Annotated in this window: 15 protein-coding genes; 14 read left to right on the top strand and 1 reads right to left on the bottom strand. The window is 33.6% G+C overall.

Annotation, left to right across the window (positions count from 1 at the left end; all coding sequences use genetic code 11):
- The first annotated feature begins 480 nt into the window (after positions 1–480).
- The 6 genes from NST21_RS23850 to NST21_RS23825 all read left to right on the top strand — a co-directional run bounded on the left by NST21_RS23850 (position 481) and on the right by NST21_RS23825 (position 10,411).
- Complete coding sequence (locus NST21_RS23850) at positions 481–3,345, top strand: CDP-glycerol glycerophosphotransferase family protein (protein ID WP_340891688.1); 2,865 nt, start codon at positions 481–483, stop codon at positions 3,343–3,345.
- A gap of 21 nt (positions 3,346–3,366) precedes the next feature.
- Positions 3,367–4,560: a glycosyltransferase family 4 protein gene (locus NST21_RS23845; RefSeq protein ID WP_340891687.1), complete on the top strand. Its 1,194-nt coding sequence runs from the start codon at positions 3,367–3,369 to the stop codon at positions 4,558–4,560.
- A gap of 44 nt (positions 4,561–4,604) precedes the next feature.
- On the top strand, positions 4,605–6,722 hold the full coding sequence (locus tag NST21_RS23840) for a DUF6270 domain-containing protein (protein ID WP_340891686.1): 2,118 nt from the start codon (positions 4,605–4,607) through the stop codon (positions 6,720–6,722).
- Positions 6,723–7,025: 303 nt separating this feature from the next.
- Entirely contained in the window at positions 7,026–8,594 is a 1,569-nt protein-coding gene (locus NST21_RS23835; RefSeq protein WP_340891683.1) for a right-handed parallel beta-helix repeat-containing protein, read from the top strand.
- Between the two features lie 360 nt (positions 8,595–8,954).
- On the top strand, positions 8,955–9,428 hold the full coding sequence (locus NST21_RS23830) for a MarR family winged helix-turn-helix transcriptional regulator (protein WP_057214312.1): 474 nt from the start codon (positions 8,955–8,957) through the stop codon (positions 9,426–9,428).
- A gap of 131 nt (positions 9,429–9,559) precedes the next feature.
- Positions 9,560–10,411, top strand: a complete 852-nt coding sequence (locus tag NST21_RS23825) for a pirin family protein (RefSeq protein WP_340891678.1) — start codon at positions 9,560–9,562, stop codon at positions 10,409–10,411.
- 165 nt (positions 10,412–10,576) lie between these two features.
- Here the strand turns inward: NST21_RS23825 and NST21_RS23820 are convergent, their stop codons facing one another.
- Positions 10,577–11,374 (bottom strand): peptidoglycan-binding protein, encoded by a 798-nt coding sequence (locus tag NST21_RS23820; protein WP_340891676.1) that lies wholly within the window; start codon positions 11,372–11,374, stop codon positions 10,577–10,579.
- Between the two features lie 823 nt (positions 11,375–12,197).
- On the opposite strand from NST21_RS23820, the gene NST21_RS23815 reads away from it, so the two are divergent.
- The 8 genes from NST21_RS23815 to NST21_RS23780 all read left to right on the top strand — a co-directional run bounded on the left by NST21_RS23815 (position 12,198) and on the right by NST21_RS23780 (position 19,390).
- On the top strand, positions 12,198–12,722 hold the full coding sequence (locus tag NST21_RS23815) for a GNAT family N-acetyltransferase (RefSeq protein ID WP_056520188.1): 525 nt from the start codon (positions 12,198–12,200) through the stop codon (positions 12,720–12,722).
- A 171-nt stretch (positions 12,723–12,893) separates the two neighbouring features.
- Positions 12,894–13,397, top strand: coding sequence for a GNAT family N-acetyltransferase (locus tag NST21_RS23810; protein ID WP_340891672.1), 504 nt, complete (start codon positions 12,894–12,896; stop codon positions 13,395–13,397).
- Between the two features lie 497 nt (positions 13,398–13,894).
- On the top strand, positions 13,895–14,422 hold the full coding sequence (locus tag NST21_RS23805) for an RNA polymerase sigma factor (protein WP_340891670.1): 528 nt from the start codon (positions 13,895–13,897) through the stop codon (positions 14,420–14,422).
- Complete coding sequence (locus NST21_RS23800; RefSeq protein ID WP_340891667.1) at positions 14,412–16,004, top strand: DUF4179 domain-containing protein; 1,593 nt, start codon at positions 14,412–14,414, stop codon at positions 16,002–16,004. The genes NST21_RS23805 and NST21_RS23800 overlap by 11 nt, the downstream gene beginning before the upstream one ends.
- A gap of 223 nt (positions 16,005–16,227) precedes the next feature.
- Positions 16,228–16,743: a hypothetical protein gene (locus NST21_RS23795; RefSeq protein ID WP_340891665.1), complete on the top strand. Its 516-nt coding sequence runs from the start codon at positions 16,228–16,230 to the stop codon at positions 16,741–16,743.
- A gap of 477 nt (positions 16,744–17,220) precedes the next feature.
- Entirely contained in the window at positions 17,221–18,153 is a 933-nt protein-coding gene (locus NST21_RS23790) for an ABC transporter ATP-binding protein (RefSeq protein WP_340891662.1), read from the top strand.
- Positions 18,150–19,106: an ABC transporter permease gene (locus NST21_RS23785; protein ID WP_340891660.1), complete on the top strand. Its 957-nt coding sequence runs from the start codon at positions 18,150–18,152 to the stop codon at positions 19,104–19,106. The genes NST21_RS23790 and NST21_RS23785 overlap by 4 nt, the downstream gene beginning before the upstream one ends.
- A gap of 149 nt (positions 19,107–19,255) precedes the next feature.
- Complete coding sequence (locus NST21_RS23780) at positions 19,256–19,390, top strand: hypothetical protein (RefSeq protein ID WP_263282012.1); 135 nt, start codon at positions 19,256–19,258, stop codon at positions 19,388–19,390.
- Positions 19,391–19,399: the final 9 nt, after the last annotated feature.

Below are 19,399 nucleotides of genomic sequence, written 5' to 3'. Positions count from 1 at the left end.
TAGTGTTTAATGAATGACTATTCGATAAATATTTATGAGTAGATACTCCTACATGGACAATTCGGAAAAGTTATTAGGAAAAGACCAAGGGTCAAGGGATTATACGAAGGTGGATGATTGCAAAGTACATAGAAGAGGTGTTTAATCTCAAAAAAGCCTATACGTCAATTAAAGTACCATAAACCGTTTAATATATTTGATGAAATTTTATAATTCTAAACAGAACGATCCTTATAAAATGATAACCAAAAAATCCTTATGGTATGTAACTAAATGGTATGATATACTCAGTTTTGTTAAAAAATATATATAATGGTATTAAGATTTTGTAAATTATTTATAAATTATTTGTAAATAAGTTTTATATAACAATCGTATTATTTATTGCTTGCTCAAGCGAATTGTTTAATGAATATTTTATTAAATGGTTTAAACCAACAGAAAAATTAAGAGTTAATAACTGAGAGGTGCAAATGCAAATTGAAGGTTTTAGAATTATTATGGCTTCCTAAAGAACAATCAGAGTGTTCTTTGTTTGATATAAAGTATCAATCAAAGAAAATTAGCATCATATTAAAAACAGATGAAGTGTTAAGTGAGGGCGAGGCTTTCTTCACTTTAATCGATAGAACATCTAGACAGGTTTTGAAGTTTCCTATAAACGAGTATGAAGGAAAAGAAATATTTAGTGTGGACATTTCAATAGATAACCATATTAACTATCTTACAACAGGAATATGGGATGCCTACTTACAAAAAGAAAAAGATGGAACTGTAATTAAAACTCGAGTTAAAAATAAACTTTCAGAATCGATTGAATTCCCTCCTTTTTATGTAAAAAATTCAAATATCTCATTTCTCCCCTATTCCACAATCAAAGGAAATTTATCTTTTAGATGTGAGGAAAGTAAAGCAATCCTCAAAGTAGAAAACATAGCGTTAGAAGATAACGGAACTCTATTGTTAAGTGGCTATTTCCTAGTTCCATCTTGGGATGTGAAAAAGTCTGAAGATGTGAGGAAGCAACTTATTCTTCATTCTAGTAATAAAGATATAAATATTGATATTAATAATGTGGCTCGTAGTGATGTTTCAACACTTTTTGGTCAACCAGATAATAAATATAATTGGACAGGGTTCGATATTCGCCTCGACTTCTCAAAAAATTCTTATGAGTTGTTAGATGAACAATCTACAGAACTATTCATCAAAATGACCTTTGAGAACCAAGAGATGATGTTACCAATAATAATTCCACCTGCTGTAGACCTTAATAAAACAGCAGTTTTCCAGACTTCTGAAGGTATTAAGAATATTTACATTAATATAGATGAAGAGAGTCAAGGAATTGCTTTATTTGTGACAAAAGAAAACTTACAGGCTGAAGTCGAAGCAATTTATTCCGAAAATGGAGAAATCACTTTATCAGGAAGAGTAATCTCACGAGATAAAGCCAATGAAGTATCCTACAATAACGCTCATATTGTTGTGAGAGAGCGTCAGTCTGTTGAAGAATATCAAATAGATATTGAAATCAATGAGTCTTATTTTACCCACACATTCGAAGTAAAAGAACTTGTGGACAGGGGCATATTTACAGACGGGGTTTGGGATTTATATCTTTTGGTGGATGGACAAATGAACCGTTTAGTAACGCGTTTGGATGGTATTACTAATAAACAAAAGTTAATCTCAATACCACAGTTGATGTTATCCGATGCAGAAGGGAAAATTCTTGCTGTAAAGCCTTATTATACCCTCCATGAGGAAGTATCCATTTTTTCTCGGGACTATCTTGCCGTTAAGTCTATTGAAAAGGTTGAAATAGAAAAAGGGATTCTTTCTATAGTAGGAAAGCTAAATATACAACCTCCTAATATCGACTTCCCTGCAACTACTAAAGGAAAATTAACAATTAAAGCACAATACGGTGTCGTATATGAACTTCCTGTCACATGGCAAACTGAAAAAACAGGAAAAACTAAGCTTGAGTTTCAATTTATTGTATCCGCAGACTTAGGTTCTCAAGGCCTTTTAGAAATGAGCGATTCATTGCTTAAAGATATTAGCTTTGATCTAATTCAGTGTGAAATTCAACTTGAAAAAGGTTTTGTACCATTTACTATGAATATTGACCCTGCAAAGGTTATTTCAACCTTAGAGGATCGTCTTAAACAAAAAGGTAAGTATAAAAGAATCTTGACTAAATGGGGTCTCCGCTTTTATAAGGCTTGTAATAAGGTTCTTCCAATTAACCGGAAAAATGTCATTTTCCAAAGTTTCCATGGAAAAAGCTATTCATGTAGTCCAAAAGCGATCTATGAAGAAATGCTTGAGCAAAAACAGAATATAAAACCTATATGGGTTTTAAATAATCTTAAACAAGAAGTTCCAGGCAATCCGATTCTGGTCAGACCACACTCTTTCAAATATTACTATTATATGGCTACATCAAAATATTTTGTAAATAATGGGAACTTTCCGGATTTTTATGAAAAAAGGAATAAGACAGTCCACCTACAAACATGGCATGGTACACCATTGAAAAAGCTAGGGTTCGATATAGATCCTAACTCTTTATCTTATGCGGAAAATACATCACCTCAAATAAGCAGACGAAATGCAAGGTGGGATTATCTCATTGGACCAAATGAGTACACGTCTACAATTTTAAAGAGAGCATTCAGATTTGAAAAACAGATGTTAGATGTAGGATACCCTCGAAATGATATTTTTTATAAAACAAACCTTGAAGAGAAAACCGGGAAGATTAAGGAAAAGCTTAATATCCCTAAAAACAAAAAGGTTATTTTGTATGCCCCTACATGGAGAGACTATGATTTTCATAACGGAAATCAACATAAGCCATATGAATTTAAATTTGACTTAAAAAGGTTCAAAGAAGAATTCGGGGATGAATATGTTTTACTATTACGATTGCATTACCGGGATGCTACCCGTATTAGGCTTCATGGGTATGAAGAGTTTATCTATAATGTTTCAAGTTATGACGATATTCAGGAATTATATTTAATTTCTGATTTATTAATTACGGATTACTCATCTGTTATGTTCGATTATGCCAATTTAAACAGACCGATTATTTTCTTCACATATGATTTATCTCGTTATGGTTCCCAGGTTCGTGGTTTCTATATGGACTTTCAGACGGAAGCTCCGGGACCTATTGTCCTTAATGAAAAGCAGCTCTTTCATGCAATTGAAAATATTAATAAAGTAGAAGAATTATATTCTCAAAGATTCAAGAATTTCAGAGAAAAGTTCTGCCATTTAGAAGACGGACAAGCTTCTAAACGAACGGTAGAAGCCGTATTTAAAAATTAAATAGGAAAAGGTGTAGCTGTTGTGAAAATTCGTTTCTTAGTGTTTGATATTTATGGAATGGGTGGCACAGTACGAACTGTTCTTAACGTAACTAACTATTTAGCTCAATCTGGTTACGATATAGAAATCATTAGTGTCTTCCGTTATCGGAAAGTGCCTTTTTTTGAAATAGACCCGAGAATCAAGGTTGTTGTCCTACACGATGTAGTTAGCAGAAGAAAAGATGATACAAGTTTAAAAACGAGAACAGCTAATAAATTATCTAAAATCAAAAGTAAACTTATTCATACAGATGACGAGGGGTATCATTTCTTTTCCTTGCTGACTGATATAAAGCTGTATAACATTATTAAAACTATTAATTCGGGGATATTAGTCACCACTCGACCAAGCTTTAACATCTTTGCAAGTAAATATGCAAATAAAGAAGTTCGCATTATTGGACAAGAACACTTAAACTTCTCCATCTATCCTGAGGGAATGAAGAAATCCATTATTAAACATTATGGAAAGTTGGATTATTTGGCCACATTAACAGATGAAGATACAAAGGATTACAAAGAACTACTTAAAGATGGAAGAGTTGAAGTTAGAAAAATCACCAACTCTATTCCAAATTTACAAGGTGTCGTATCCCCTTTGGATTCTAAGACCATAATTGCCGCTGGACGTTTAGTACCACAAAAAGGATTTGATTTATTAATCGAGGCATTCAAAATTGTCAATCAGCGATATCCGGATTGGAAGCTCAAAATTTTTGGAGACGGCCGTGAAAAAGATAATCTTCAAGATTTAATTTCAGAGTATAAACTGTATAATCATGTGATTTTAATGGGCTCGACTCAGCATATAGATATTGAACTTTCTAAAGCTTCTATTTATGCATTAAGTTCAAGATTTGAAGGATTTGGAATGGTTATTGTAGAGGCTATGCAATGTGGAGTGCCAGTGGTGAGCTTTGATTGTCCAAAAGGGCCAAGTGAGATCATTTCCCATAATGAAGATGGTTTACTTGTTGAAGATGGTAATGTTGAGAAATTCGCAGAAGCCCTAATGGCGCTAATGGAGGATTATGAAAATAGGAAAGCATTTTCCGAAAAAGGCCTTGAAAGTGTTAAGCGATTCGAAATAGATAACATCGGTAAAATTTGGGAAGATATAATAGAAGAAAATACTCACAGCATGAATAAACAACCTATAAATTCCTTAGGTTGAACAATAAATTAAAGGTTTTCAATCTTATGGAGGGTACGGTACGTATGACAATTTTAGTAACTAATTTAGGATATAGTAATGGTGAATTATCGCTAAATGGTAAAGCAGAAGTTTCATTAGAAGAAAGTTGTTCCCTTTGTATTAGAAGAAGAGAAATTGAACATGGATTAGAATATCCAGAGGAGTATTCATTTCCACTGAATATTAACGGTAGTGAATTTGTTTTTGAGAAAGATATAAACACTCTTCTTCAAGGGATTTCTCTAAATAATGAAATGATATGGGACTTGTTTTTATTGTCTGGGGATGATTATTTCAAACTAGAAACAGACAACCAACTAAAAATTAGCATAAATGATTATGTGAGTTTAGATAATAAACAATTTAAAGTAAAACCGTACATTACAGGAGAAAACGGAGTATCTATATTTGTATTAAAAAACGATATTAAAGCAACCATCGGCAAAGCTTCATTTAATGAGGGAGTCTTCAATTTATCAGTTCAGATGAGTAATTCAGCTATTTTAAAACAAGAAGATTGGAATAACTATTCTATTAGATTAATGGTGAAAAAACGAGAGCAAGAGCACCTTTTCGAGTATTACGAATCTATGGTAATTGATCCTGTTACAGGTGTAAATCCATTAAATTTCTCCTTAAACATTAATGATTTATTTGAGAATTATCAATTGAATAAGAACCTTATTTGGGACCTTTTTATCGAAGTAACAAGCAAAGATGGATTAGTTGTTGAAGCTCCATTACTATGTTCAAGCGGAACTAAAGGACTTTTTAATTTCAATTATTTTAATTTTTCCCATAATGATTTATATAGAACCAAGCCATATGTTACGGGGAAGAATTCTATCGCCCTTTTGATTAGGCCTAGTGAACTAAAAATAAACCTTTCACAGCTGAAATTTGAAAATAATACTATGCATCTTTTAGGGACAGTTTCTTCTCCTGAATATGATGTCTGGAATTTCGATGAGCTCGAATCATATCTAATTATAAAAAAGCGGTATACGGTTGGAAAGGAAAATGTTTACTATACTGAAAAAGTATCGCATTTATCCTTGTTAAATGCCCATTTTCAAGCAGAATTATCTGTAGCAGAGCTTCTTAACGATGAAGTTATTCATCATGGAGATGTATGGGATATGTTTGTACGTTTAACTACATTGGATGGTAGAATCATAGATGTAATGGTTAAGCCACTTGAAGATCTAAAAAAAGAGAAATTTACATACGAAATTATGAGTGCTAATCCATCATATAAGTTTAAACCATATGTAAACGGATTAGGCAACTTCTCTCTCTATTTTATAGACTCTAACAAACCTTCACATGATGCGGTTAAAGTTGCAGTATTAGGCTCGTGTTTTAGTAGAAATCCATTCAATTCAACAAACTACTTTAACCCAACTTATAAGCAGAATTACAAATGTGTATTAACCCAATTCCATTCATCCATTATCAGCATGGTTTCCAATCCTATGCAAATAGATGTTGCTAAGATGGATGATGTATCAGAGTATAACAAGTATTTTATTCAGAGCGACTTTGAGAAGAATTTCTTTGATCAGATTAAAGAATTGCGTCCTGAATACTTGATCATTGATTTATATGCAGATGCTGCACGTGACATTATTAAAATAAATGATGATACTATCGTTAGTGCAAGCCTTGCTTTAAGGCAAAGCAAATACTTTAAGGAATTCATGGATTATGAAGTAGTTACTCATGACAACAATGATACTTACTTTGCTTTATGGAAAGAAGCTATGATTCAGTTTTCAGAAAAAATTAAAGAATACCTTCCTGAAGATCGCATCATCCTTAATATTGGGGGCTTTACCTCAACATATTATGATGCAGATGGTTCTATCAAAAAGTTCCCACGGAATCATATTATTCAAAGGAATAATTATTTCTGGGATAAGCTAAATTCTTGGTTCATACAGTGCATTCCCGGTTGTAAGGTAATTAACCTAAAAGATACTAAGTATATTGGACAACATGATCACCCATTCGGGAAAACGTTCTCCCACTATCAGTCAGGTTATTATAAAGAATTTATGAATAGATTGAATAAACTTGTAATGCAAGATTTGCAAAGTGATAGGCAAGTACAAGAGAACAAACAATTGATTAAGGCTTAACTAAAGCTGACCTAAAGTTATAAGCAACTACTACGAATGAGCCTTGTAAAGTAGACAGAGTTAAATAAACAACGTTTTATGCAGCCTGAGTCCTAAATTTATATGGACTTAGGCTTTTCTTTAAACGATTATGAGTAGAAAATTTATTACCCATTATGCTTTCAAAGTTCCTTTGAGATAATATGGTATAATCGAAACTCTTTAAAAGTAATGGATTTGGTTATAGAAGGTCATGGAATATGGATTTTCGCTCAAAACATTGTAGTAAAATGACTTATCCAGAAAAAAGGAATCGTCTTTCAAATGAAAAAAATACACCGTTTTAAGCAGGTACCCAAAAAAGTGCCTTTGACTATCGCCTGTTTTGTTTTAATCGTTTTAGTTATTTTCAAGGGAATCATATCTTTGAATAATAATGAATATTCGCCAGTCTCAAAGACTGTTTCTGAGTCTGTTATTAATGTAAAAGATGCTGGTGCTAAAGGAGATCAAATTAACGACGATACGAGACCTATACAAAAAACCTTAGACTTGGCTAAGACGAGTAGCACCCCGATCAAGATTATCATTCCAAAAGGAACCTATAAGCTTACAAATACGTTACGTATATATAAGAACACACATTTAGTCCTTGAAGAAGGGGCTGAGCTGCTACGCAGTCATGACAATACGATAATGGTTAATGGTGATGCCGGGGCAATGTATACGGATTATAATGGCCATGGTAATATCACGATTGAGGGTGGTATTTGGAATGGTAATATTAAAAACTATCCAGACCCGTTCAATGCAATTGGTATTGCAAGAGGGGAAAATATTACGATTAGAAATATAGAGGTTAGAGATGTAGCAAGCGATCATGCAATAGATATTAATGCTTCCGAACAGGTTGTAATAGAGAATAGTAAATTTTTAGGATTTAAGGACACAACACCTGACCATTCTCGCTTCTATTCAGAGGCAATCCAAATATCTGAGCATACTAAATTGGGATTTAGTCAATATGGCGTTTATGATGGAACCCCTTCAAAAAATGTAACAATTCGCAACTCCTATTTTGGAGCAAGTGGAACCAAGGGAACAACTGCTTGGCCAGTTGGCATTGGAAATCATGGTTCTGTTCACAATAAGTTTAGCACTAATATCAAGATAAAAGATAATACATTTGAAGGTATTACCTTCGTAGGCATTCGTAATTTTAAATGGAAAGATACGACTATTCAAAATAATACCTTTTTAAATAATAACAGAGGTATTGCACTCTCCAATCCAGACGGAAAAGGGGAATCTTCGAAAACATCTAATGGTATTCAAACAGGACTCTCACAATCAGGTAGTAACACAACAATATCAAATAATATTTTTCAAAATACTCGCAGAGAGAATATATATGGAGAGGGTTGGCCTAGCCCTACAAACGTTGCAAAAATAGAGTCCCTCATTATATCAAAAAATGTCTTTAATAATCAGCTTGGTGGCAATCAAAAGCCTAATATCTATCTCAACTGGATTGATGGAGTAACTATTTCAAATAATAGGATCTCTAATGCGTACCGCGGCATATATTTGGGGTTTGCTAGTAATGTAACAATCAGTGATAATAAGTTTGAAAATATAGGAACGGATGGTTTATTAATAGATGAACCAGATTTGAAATATCAACATAAGGGATATACAAATAATATTAAAATAAGGCACAACACTCTTTCGGATATTGGAAGAATTGGCCTGTTTATACAATATACAAAAGGATTTTCTATCATAGAAAATGAAATTACAACCAGTGCAGAAAAAAATAGTTTCCATGTGGACAATTACTCCGAGAATGGAGAAATAAAAGATAACACGATTATTACAAATATACATCAATAATTAATATAGAAAGATGTAGAAGCAAATTTCTTTTATACACCCTGAATTGATATTAAAAATGTTAAATTAAATTATAGTATCCTATAAGGACACCTTAGCCGTTTGGTAGTGATTTCTCGTAAATCTCAAACCAAGGTACGAGGTGTTTTTTTGATATTATTTTAAGTTTAACAATCTCTTTTATTTTGCTACTACAATAATTCCCCCAAAATCTCTCATTAGATGAGAGAATATCTTCTATATTAGAAACAGAATGGCTATACTTATGGGGGAATTTGTATGATAGACTAATGCCATTTGACTACTTATCAAGTTACTAGTAAACTGATGGTGTATCAAGAGGAGAGGTGATGGTCAAACATGGATAGACGAGGGTTTACCGATGATAATAAATTGAGTTTGTTGATTTGGCTTCGAATGGTTCGTTTTTATCAAAGAAGTAACCAGCTTTCGAATGATCATTTACAACATTTTGGCGTCACTGCTGCGCAATTTGATATGTTGGCACAAGTGCTTATTCATCAACCTGTTTCACAACTGGAATTGGCGGAGCACCTTACGATCAGTCGTGGAGGTGTATCACATATGTTAACAAGGTTAGAAAAAGATAATCTGATTGTTCGGGATCAACAATGGAAAGTTAAATATATTTCATTAACTGAAAAAGGGAAAGATTTAATGGGAAAAGTAATGCCAATTCAATCAGATTTTCAAGCTTCATTATTTGATGTATTGGATGACACTGAAAAGAAGAATCTGCATGAGATGATGATAAAGGTTCATAGATATAGTTTACAAACGGAAGTGCCTAATTCCATACAGGAGGAATCCTAAATCAGGTATGGGATTGGAGCGAAACTTGTTTTCAATGCATTAGGAGAGTTATTGAGTAGCTAAAAGGAAAGAAATAATCGTAATGGCACTTTATCAATTTACTAGTAAATTCAAGGAGGATGAATAGAGGTATGGAAAGTAAAAATATCTTCAAACGTGATATTGCTGAAGTAAGAGATGTGAAACTTCAAAAATATAGTCCGATTCATACTGCGGGTCCAGTCATTGAACCAGGAAACTGGGAGAAGAGTGATCCCTTTCTTTTAATGATGGAGGATAAATTTCAAAAAGGTTCATTTGATATTCACCCACATAGAGGGATTGAAACAGTCACATTTGTTATCGATGGAACGATTGAGCACTATGACAGCCATACCGGGGATGGTGGAATAATCGGACCGGGTGATGTCCAATGGATGACAGCCGGAAGCGGCGTTGTGCATAATGAGGTGCCTTCTGAAGGTGTTACTGCCCATTCGCTTCAACTCTGGGTCAATCTTCCCCGCGATAAAAAAATGACAACACCGCGATATCAAAATTTAATGGGAAAAGATATGCCAGTGAGAAAAGAAGAAGGAGCTATCATCCGCGTCTTTTCTGGTTCATCAAAGGATGTTATCTCTGCGACGAAAAACCATGTTCCTGTTACGATGGTGGAAATGCTTCTAGAGCCTGGAGCTTCGGTCACACAGAATTTTCCGGGTAGCTACAACGGAATGATCTATCTAATAGAAGGAAGTGGAGTATTCGGTAAAAACGAAATGAAAGCTTCTAAGGGTCAAGTGTTGTGGCTGGGTACAGGGAAAGAATCAGAGGAAAGTGAAGTGGATATAACAGCAATTGAACCATTGCGTATTGTTTTATATGCGGGAGAACCTTTGATGGAACCAGTTGTTGCCCGTGGACCATTTGTCATGAATACAGAAGAGGAAATTGATCAAGCATACCTAGAGTATCGGCAAGGTACATTCTTGAAGGATTAACGAATATTTAAATGGAATTAGAAATAGGTTAATCTGAAGTTTCCTAGAGATATTATATGTAGTATAAGAAATTAAAGAGCATCAACACTTGATGCTCTTTTTAATTTGATATTTCTAATAATTGTTTATGTATTTTTCAGATTGAAACGCTGGAGCCGTATTCAATCACTCTATTATTTTTACTTTCACTTCTTTTCTTCCCCACGTTAAAGCATCCGCTTCTTTTGGAATGAAAACATCAATTCTATTACCTTTGATCGCTCCACCCGTATCTACCGCGATGGCTTGTCCATAACCCTCAACCTCCACGTTAGAACCTAAAGGAATCACATTCGGGTCGACTGCTATCACTTTTGCATCATCATACTTTTTTAAATCGACGCCCATTCTCGTGGTGCCGGAGCATCCAGAACAGCTTGCCGTATAAGCTGTGCTTGCAACGGTCAGCTCCTTAACATTTTGGCTTACTAAATTGGCTTTCTCCTCTAATTTGCCTAAAGTCCTTGCCCCTGCAATTCCATCAACCGATAAACTCTTTTGCTTTTGAAAATTTGAAACGGCCTGCTTTGTACCATTGCCATATATGCCATCGACAGTTGAAGTGTAAACACCCCATACCTTCAATAGCCTTTGTAGTTCAGCTACAGGCTTGCCAATATCCCCACTGCGCAGGACTTTTATTTTCTGGTTCGTTTGTGAACCTGCTATTCCATCAACTTTTAGTCTTGATTTTTCCTGAAACTTCTTTACAGACTCTTTTGTAATCGGACCGAAGTAGCCTGTTGCTTCATGATAGGGGAAGACCCCTTTTGTCATTAATAATTCCTGAAGCTCCTTTACATCACTATGACTCGTTCCATACGAAAGTGTGCGATCTCCAACGGCAGCTTCACCTCTAGTTGGCATACAAATTCCAATAATGAATATAGAAGCCGTTATGATCGTAAGTAATATTTTTTTCATGTTTGTCCTCCTCGTTGTTTCTTGCCTTAAACAATTCGCTAAACTATCACTTTTTCAGGCGCAGTTAAGGAAAAACACCTCGAAGGCACTAAAGAATTGTTAATACATGTAACAAACAGAGAAAAGAATAGGGAGGATATATGATGCCAATATCCTTAGTTGTAATAGCGTAGTTCATTTTTGAAGAAGAAGAAGAGGTGGCATATACGCAGTTATCGGACATTCATACTTAAAAGAAAGATTTTTTCTTCATTTACACAACCACTTAGGAAAAATACTAAATATAATAAACTCTTAATCCCTTTCAATTCTGGCTCCTGTCATGTATTAACTCCCAATTGTGAAGAAAAATATGGTAACATTTATCTATTATGGAAATAGATTTAGAGATGAGGAAATCTAAATTCTTATTTGGCACTGGAATATTAACACCTATACTAACTTACTTTACATTCATATTAGGAAAAAAGGATAACGACAAACTTGTCTAACTGCTAGTCAACTAGTGGATCAGGGTGTCTATATGACAGTTCTTTTTTATTCAACGAGGCAGTTTGATCGTATTAATGTTATTTTTTCATTGTTGTAAATGACCATTAGGAGTGAACTCATGTAATTTTTATCTATAATCTTTTTTATAGCAATTACTGTTTTTCTCCTCTACTACTTACCTTTAATAGCAAAGGACTTACACAAACATACAAAACAGAATGAAGAAATTAAGGCCCTTTTAGAAAAGATAGTAAATAACCAGTTGAAAAATTAGATCTACCTAGCTTGTTGTTTGATTAACGTGAAAGACTATGAAAAAAGGGGTGGGAGAATGTTTCCTAAATTAGAAACAGAACGGCTTATCTTGAGAGAACTTACTGTAGATGATGCCCAGGATATATTAAACTGTTTTTCAAATCCAGATGTATTACGTTATTATGGACAAAAACCGTTAACCAGTTTAGATCAGGTGAAAAATATTGTCGTGAATTTTGCTAATAACTACAATGAAAAACGCGGCATTAAATGGGGAATTGAAAGTAAAGAAAAGGAAGGCATTATCGGAACAATTGGATTTCACGATTGGTCTTCTGAACATAAGAGGGCTGAAATAGGTTATGCACTTTTTCCAGAGAATTGGGGTAAAGGGCTTGCCACTGAGGCTGTTTTAGAAGTCATATCATATGGTTTTAAAGAACTTAATCTAAAGCGTATTGGAGCTATTGTGTTTGTAGAAAACAAAGCATCTAATGAGTTATTAATAAAATTGGGCTTTGAGAAGGAAGGGGTTTTAAAGAATTATATGTATCAAAATGATGTTCCATTTGATACGAACGTATACTCTTTACTGAAATAGGGGAGTAGATGAAGTACGAACCTTATTGAATGAGCATTTACCGAAAAGAAATAGTTCTAATTGAACTATGGGGTCTGATTTATTTCAATGAGGTTGATTGCTGAGAAACCTTTTCCTAATGCTAATGTAAAAGATAGACACTAAATCTGTCAGGGAGTGAGTGTGAATTTTATGGGATTCCTTAAAAATGACGAAGAAGTCCAACTGCAAGATGTCAGAGAGAGTGATCTATCCATCTTTTTCGAGCATCAATTAGATTCTACTGCAAACAATATGGCTGCTTTCACATCTAAAGATCCTACTGACAGAGAGGCTTTTTTGAAACAATGGACGAATATTTTAGCGAACCAGAATATCTTGAAAAAGACCATACTTTATAACGGGTGTGTGGTGGGCAACATTCTAAACTTTGAACAGTTTGGTAATCCAGAAGTCTGTTACTGGATTGGAAAGCAATATTGGGGCAAGGGGATTGCCACTGATGCACTGAGTAAATTCCTTCATGAAATAAATGTTCGACCTCTTTATGCCCGAGCGGCTAAGGATAATATCGCATCTATTCGAGTATTGAAAAAATGCGGGTTTGCAATTACCGATGAGGACAAAGGATATTCAAATGCACGAGGCGAAGAGGTTGAAGAATATATTTTGAAGCTTGAATCAACTAAATTCTAGATATGAATATGCGGGAAATTTTTAAACTTACAGTGTTCAAAGATTTTTGATGAAATATTGAATTAAATGGGTGGCATATAATGGGGGTTAAGATATTTTCGATAATTCTTATTTTAAGACGGATTATCTTCCTGAAGGTCGAATTATTTTGCACAACGGACGAATTATCTTCCTGAAGGACGAATTAAAATCACTTTAGAATCTATTAATAAGAACGGGGAAATTCAAATGAAAGTCGAAGATACTACTAGACTCTACTGATTGAATGGGATTATGAAAAAGTTTTACCGTTTATAAAATGATGAACCGAAATTTATTTTTGATTTCGGTTTTTCTTATTGTTTTTTTCTAATTGGAGTCAAAAAAGAAATGGAAATGTTCCAGATGTAGAAGAGCAAATTGAGCATAGGTAAAAAAAATTTATTTGTAAGGGAACTTTTAATATATTTAGAAACTCTAATTGTAAAAGAAGACTTGGAAAGGAGAGACTGGCATTTGTGATTACATCGATTTCAGATTATAAGATATTGAAAAAAATAAAAAAACAAGATATGAGTGCTGTGATGGATTGGTTTAACACAAGACAATCAAAGTATTATAAAATCGGTTGGGCCTATCTGAAAAGCCATCAGGATGTAGAGGATGTTTTTCACAATACAATTATTAAGGTGCATGACAAAATTGGTCAGTTAAAGGAAGACAGTTATTTCGAATCGTGGGTGACCTCGATATTTATCAATGAGTGTAGGGCTATATACAGAAAAAGGAAACCAGAGGAAATGGAAAATCCGGAAGATTCTCTGGATATTAGCCAATTTCAAAACAAATTAGAAATACTTGAAGACTTGGATCAACTTGATCAGATATATAAGGAAATTATTATTTTAAAGTATCTTCAAGGTTATTCACAAAAGGAAATTGCTATCATTCTTAAATTGCCAGTAGGGACTGTGAAATCCCGATTGTATAGGGGACTTTTAACGCTTAGAAAAATAATAGAAGGTGGTGAGGACATTGAAGTGTAATGATATTCAAGAATATTTTATTGATTATTTGGAAGGGGATATGGGCGAGACAAAAAGAAAAGAGATTGAAAATCACTTAATAGAATGTGAAAGTTGCAAAGAAGAAATGAAGGAGCTTCAGCAGATAGTTGCTGGGATTGAGTCAGAAAGTGATTTGATTCAGGTTCCGGATGGTTTTATGAACAAGGTTAGTCGTAAAGTTTCTAAAACTCAAGAAAGCAGACGGAAGGTTAATAAACATCGAGTTACGATGGGATTGGTTGCCACGCTTTTCCTAACATTATTTGTGGGTACGGCTGTTGCAACTAACAGTTTTGCAAGTGTAAAGGATTGGTGGAAAGATTTAAGCAACAAGCAAAACGAGGAGATGCAAGGTTATATCGATCATGGCATAGGTGAGCGGCTGAACTTAGAAGCAGAAAGTAATGGAGTGAAGGTGACCATCACGAATGTAGTCGCAGATGACATACAGACTCTGATATATTATGAAATTGAGGATCAAAAGAAGGAAAATAAATATAGGATCAATATCAGTGATGGTCTGAAAATCGCAAATCAAGATCAAAATTGGATTAGTGAGGATGATTCTTCGTACTCGCCTGTCACGAATTCTCTTAGCCTTTATTCCGAAAGTGACTATAATTTTAAAGGCAGACTCGGTGTTTCGCCAATGTCCATAGAAGAGGGAACCATTCAATTGAAGCTTAGTAAACTTGAAAAATTGAAAAGTACCCCTGTAGATACAGAAGGTTCCCAAAGCAGTGTACCTAGTGGAAATGATGAATTTATTGAGGGAGATTGGCGTTTTGACATTCCTGTAAAGAAATACTCATCAATCGTACATGATATAAAAGTTGAGACTAAAATTGAAGGTAATCCTGTTATTTTTGATAAAGTGACGATTGCACCGACGATAACGATAGTTTCTTATCGCTATACGAATGAAAATTCGGACAAAAATATGGAATACATTAATTTTGATAGTCTCGAAAGTAAGCGGAAGCGTATTTATGACAATCAAATATTTGGTGGTTATAATGGCAGCGGAGGGAGTGAAGGGGGCTGGAATTCGGCGGAAGCGACATTTGAATCACTATATTTTGAAAAACCTAAGAATATACGTCTTCACATGGGTTCTGCCACATTTTCAATTAAGGATCAAGCACGATTTGCAATCGATGCCTCAAAAGAGCTGCCACAGACATTTAAGTATTTAGGAAATGAAATTTCTATTGATCAAATCGAAATCGGTGAACCGACAAAAATTGAGATGACTGAAGAGCTGAATCCAAAGAGGACCTACGAAATGCTTAATTATCATTTTTATGACAAAGACGGTCAAGGATCATCAAGTGTCAACGTGGATGGATATTACATTGATAAAGACGGTAAGAAGTATAAAGGATTCGAAAATTTTTACCGTTTAAATGACCTTGAACAGCCTAGATTCTTCTCTACTGAGCATCATATTGAATTGTCAAGGGATGATAAAAAGGAGCATTTTGTTCCAGTTGGTATAGAAATTGAAGGATATACAATAACTTCATTTAGCAATCAAATAATTGAACTACCATTAAAATGATAATTTAGTTTTGAGAGGAAGAATTTACATAGGGTTCTTCCTCTTAATTTTTCTTTAGAGACAACATACATCCTTTCGCATTTGGAAGAACCTCCGCACAATCAATTGGTTACGTAAAACCAATAAACCTATTCTAAAAAATGAAAACTTCAAATTATCATAATATATGTAAAAAAATGTTATAATCAATTTGTTGATTAGTAGGGTATCAGGAGGTTTTCAATTGAAATTTTTATTTAATAGGTATTTGATTTTGAGCGTTTTTTTAACTTTCTCTATACTTTTTATAGGATGTTCTAATTCCAGTAGTGGTGAAGTAACGATTACTAAAGAAATGGATCAAATCGTTTCAGATACCATAATGGAACAGAATAAAGATGCATTATTCCCAACAGAAAAGCAATTTGAGGCACATAAAATATATGGTGCAGATGAAAAGGATGGCCTGATTAGCATCTATTTATACGCCTTATATGAAGGGTACAACAAATCGACTGGGACAGAAGTTCAATCTGGACATTCATATCCTGCACATATTAGGTTAGCGAAAGATGAAAATGGATATGTAGTAAAAGAATATAAAGAAACAGAAGAGGGAGAAGAATTCATAGACTCACTTGAAGATTTGTTTCCTAGTAAATATTCAAAACAGGTATTGAAAGATACAGAAGATGGTGCTGATTTAGGTGAACAACTACAGAAAAAGGTTGAAAATTGGTTAGGTAAAACGAGCAAATAAATATCCCTTTCTTTATAACTACTATCTGGGGCAGCAGCGTCAGGTAAATGCAGGTTTTTTAAAAAAAGTCCTATATGGGCTTTTTTTTATGAATTATTCTTTTCTTGCTATTAAAAATTGATGTTCAAACCATTGCTGCTCCTGCATTTTTAATTCTATCCTTGTTTCATTATTTCAATCAATTCATCTGGAATATCTGGAAGTCGATTAATAATTTCTATATTAAGTAATATTTCGAGCTTTGAATATTCATTTAATATATCCCATGTACCTCTAAGGCAAATAAATAGAAACATTTGAATAACATAATACTTTTATAATAGATTATCTTCACTAGATATATTTTTTCTATGTTCGTTCACCTAAGAGACTATGTTATAGCCAATATGGAAAAATATCAGCATAGCAATAATATGCATAATATGGTAATATTACATTTGTGTGATTTTGGTAAATATACAAAAAGGAAGGTATTATATGAATGAAACTGTTCTTAAGGTCCAATCCTTAACTAAAAAAATTGGAAAAGCCACCATTGTAGATAATGTTAGCTTTGAAATAAAAAGTAAGGAAATATTTGGTTTACTCGGTCCCAATGGAGCTGGTAAAACCACTATTATTCGTATGATTACGGGTCTTATTAATCGTACGGGCGGTACAGTCATGATTAATGGAAATGACCTCGATAAAGATTTTGAAGGTGCCATGAATCAATTAGGTGCCATTGTTGAAAATCCAGAATTCTATAAATACATGACAGGCAGAAAAAATATCCTTCACTATGCTCGTATGTCACCTAATAAAATATCTAATGAGCGAATTGAAGAAGTAATAAAGCTTGTTAAATTAGATCATGCCATAGATAAAAAGGTTAAAACATATTCATTAGGAATGCGTCAGCGCCTTGGTGTAGCACAAGCAATTTTGCATAAACCGTCTTTACTGATTTTTGATGAACCAACTAATGGCTTAGATCCACAAGGGATTCGCGAGTTTCGTGATTATTTGAAGGTACTGGCAAGTGAGGGCGTGGGTATTTTAATTTCATCGCATTTACTATCAGAAATGCAATTAATGTGTGATAGCTTTGCCGTTATTGAAAAGGGAAAACTCATACATACGAAAGAACATATTGTAGATGAAAAAACTGAAACAATTAGTGAAGTTCTTTTTACTGTCAGTGATGGAGAGCTAGCTAAAAAAATCCTTCAAGAACAGTTTGGTAATATACCTATTCTTAAATATGAGGCGAATTCAATTTCTGTATCAGCCACACGTGAACAAACGGCTAGTATAAACAGAAGTTTTAATGGTAATCAATTAGATGTTTATGAAATAGGCATTACTAGAAAATCACTAGAAGATAAATTCTTTGAAATAACTGAGCAGGAAATGAGGGAGTCTGTATGATGTCCTTGATAAGAAATGAATGGATGAAAATCTTTTCAAAAGGATCTACATATTTGTTTATCGTTTTTCTTTTATTGGCAGCTGTAGGAACAGCGTTGATTGATTATAAACTAAATCCAGTCGAATCAAGTAAAGATTGGAAGCAAGAGTTACAAGCAGAAATACAAGTACAGCAGAATGATTTAAAAACTTCTAAAATTAGTGAAGATGAAAAGTCCGTGATAATGGAAGAAATCGATTTAAATAAACAACTTTTAGACGCTAATATAAACCCTGACTTGCGTACGAACTGGACGTATATGGCAAACTGGACTACATCATTAACATCATTTGTTACTCTATTTGTTGTGATTGTTTGCAGCTCCTTAGTTTCATCTGAATTTTCAGATGGCACCATTAAGCAATTGTTAATCAGGCCTTATAAACGGTGGAAAATTCTCCTTTCTAAATATATAACATCACTATTATTTGCAGCGTTATTACTTGTGAGTCTATTTATATTCAGTTATATAGTAGGAATTTTATTCTTTGGAAATGGGGCGTATTCAGATAAAATTCTAGATCCTGCATCTTTTGGTTTTAGTCCTGTAATAGTAGGCGATTATTTTGTAGATATGATGGTTTATTGGATACCAGGATTTTTAGTTATCACAACCATTGCTTTTATGTTAAGCACATTATTTAAAAGCCAAGCACTTGCAGTAGGAGTTTCAATATCTATTTTATTTGCTTCAACTCCTTTAAATTTAGTTATACAGTCACTTATTGAAAAAAACGAGTGGTTAAAGTTCGTCTTATTCCCTCATCTCAATTTAAGAGGTTACATTTCTGAATCGTTCTCAATGTTTGAGGGAGCAACTCTTGGATTTTCTATAAGTGTACTAGCAATCTATTATCTTATCTTCTTAGCATTAACCTTTTTCTTCTTTCAAAAGAAGGATATTTCAAACTAAGATTTTTCCATTTATAAATAGAATGAACCGAAATCGATCTTGGATTTCGGTTTTTCTTATTAAGACAAGGGCGTTAATAAAACAAGAACATTGAGAATTTATACCAAATTCATTTCGTTTTATATTATGCTTGAAGAAAAAGGAATGTAATGAATGAGAATGGTGTTTTAGATTGGGGTTATTTTTTGAAAAAAGGCAAAGAAAAGTACAAAATCATTTATTATAATAAAAATCTTAATGAGCCTAGCAATATTGTTCGTGTTGGTAATGGGCTTTATCAATAATTTTGATTT

Source organism: Peribacillus sp. FSL K6-1552 (assembly GCF_038005205.1).
Classification (GTDB): Bacteria; Bacillota; Bacilli; order Bacillales; family DSM-1321; genus Peribacillus; species Peribacillus butanolivorans.
The sequence above is the reverse complement of the archived record's forward strand: the minus strand, read 5'-3'. Positions and strand labels throughout refer to the sequence as shown.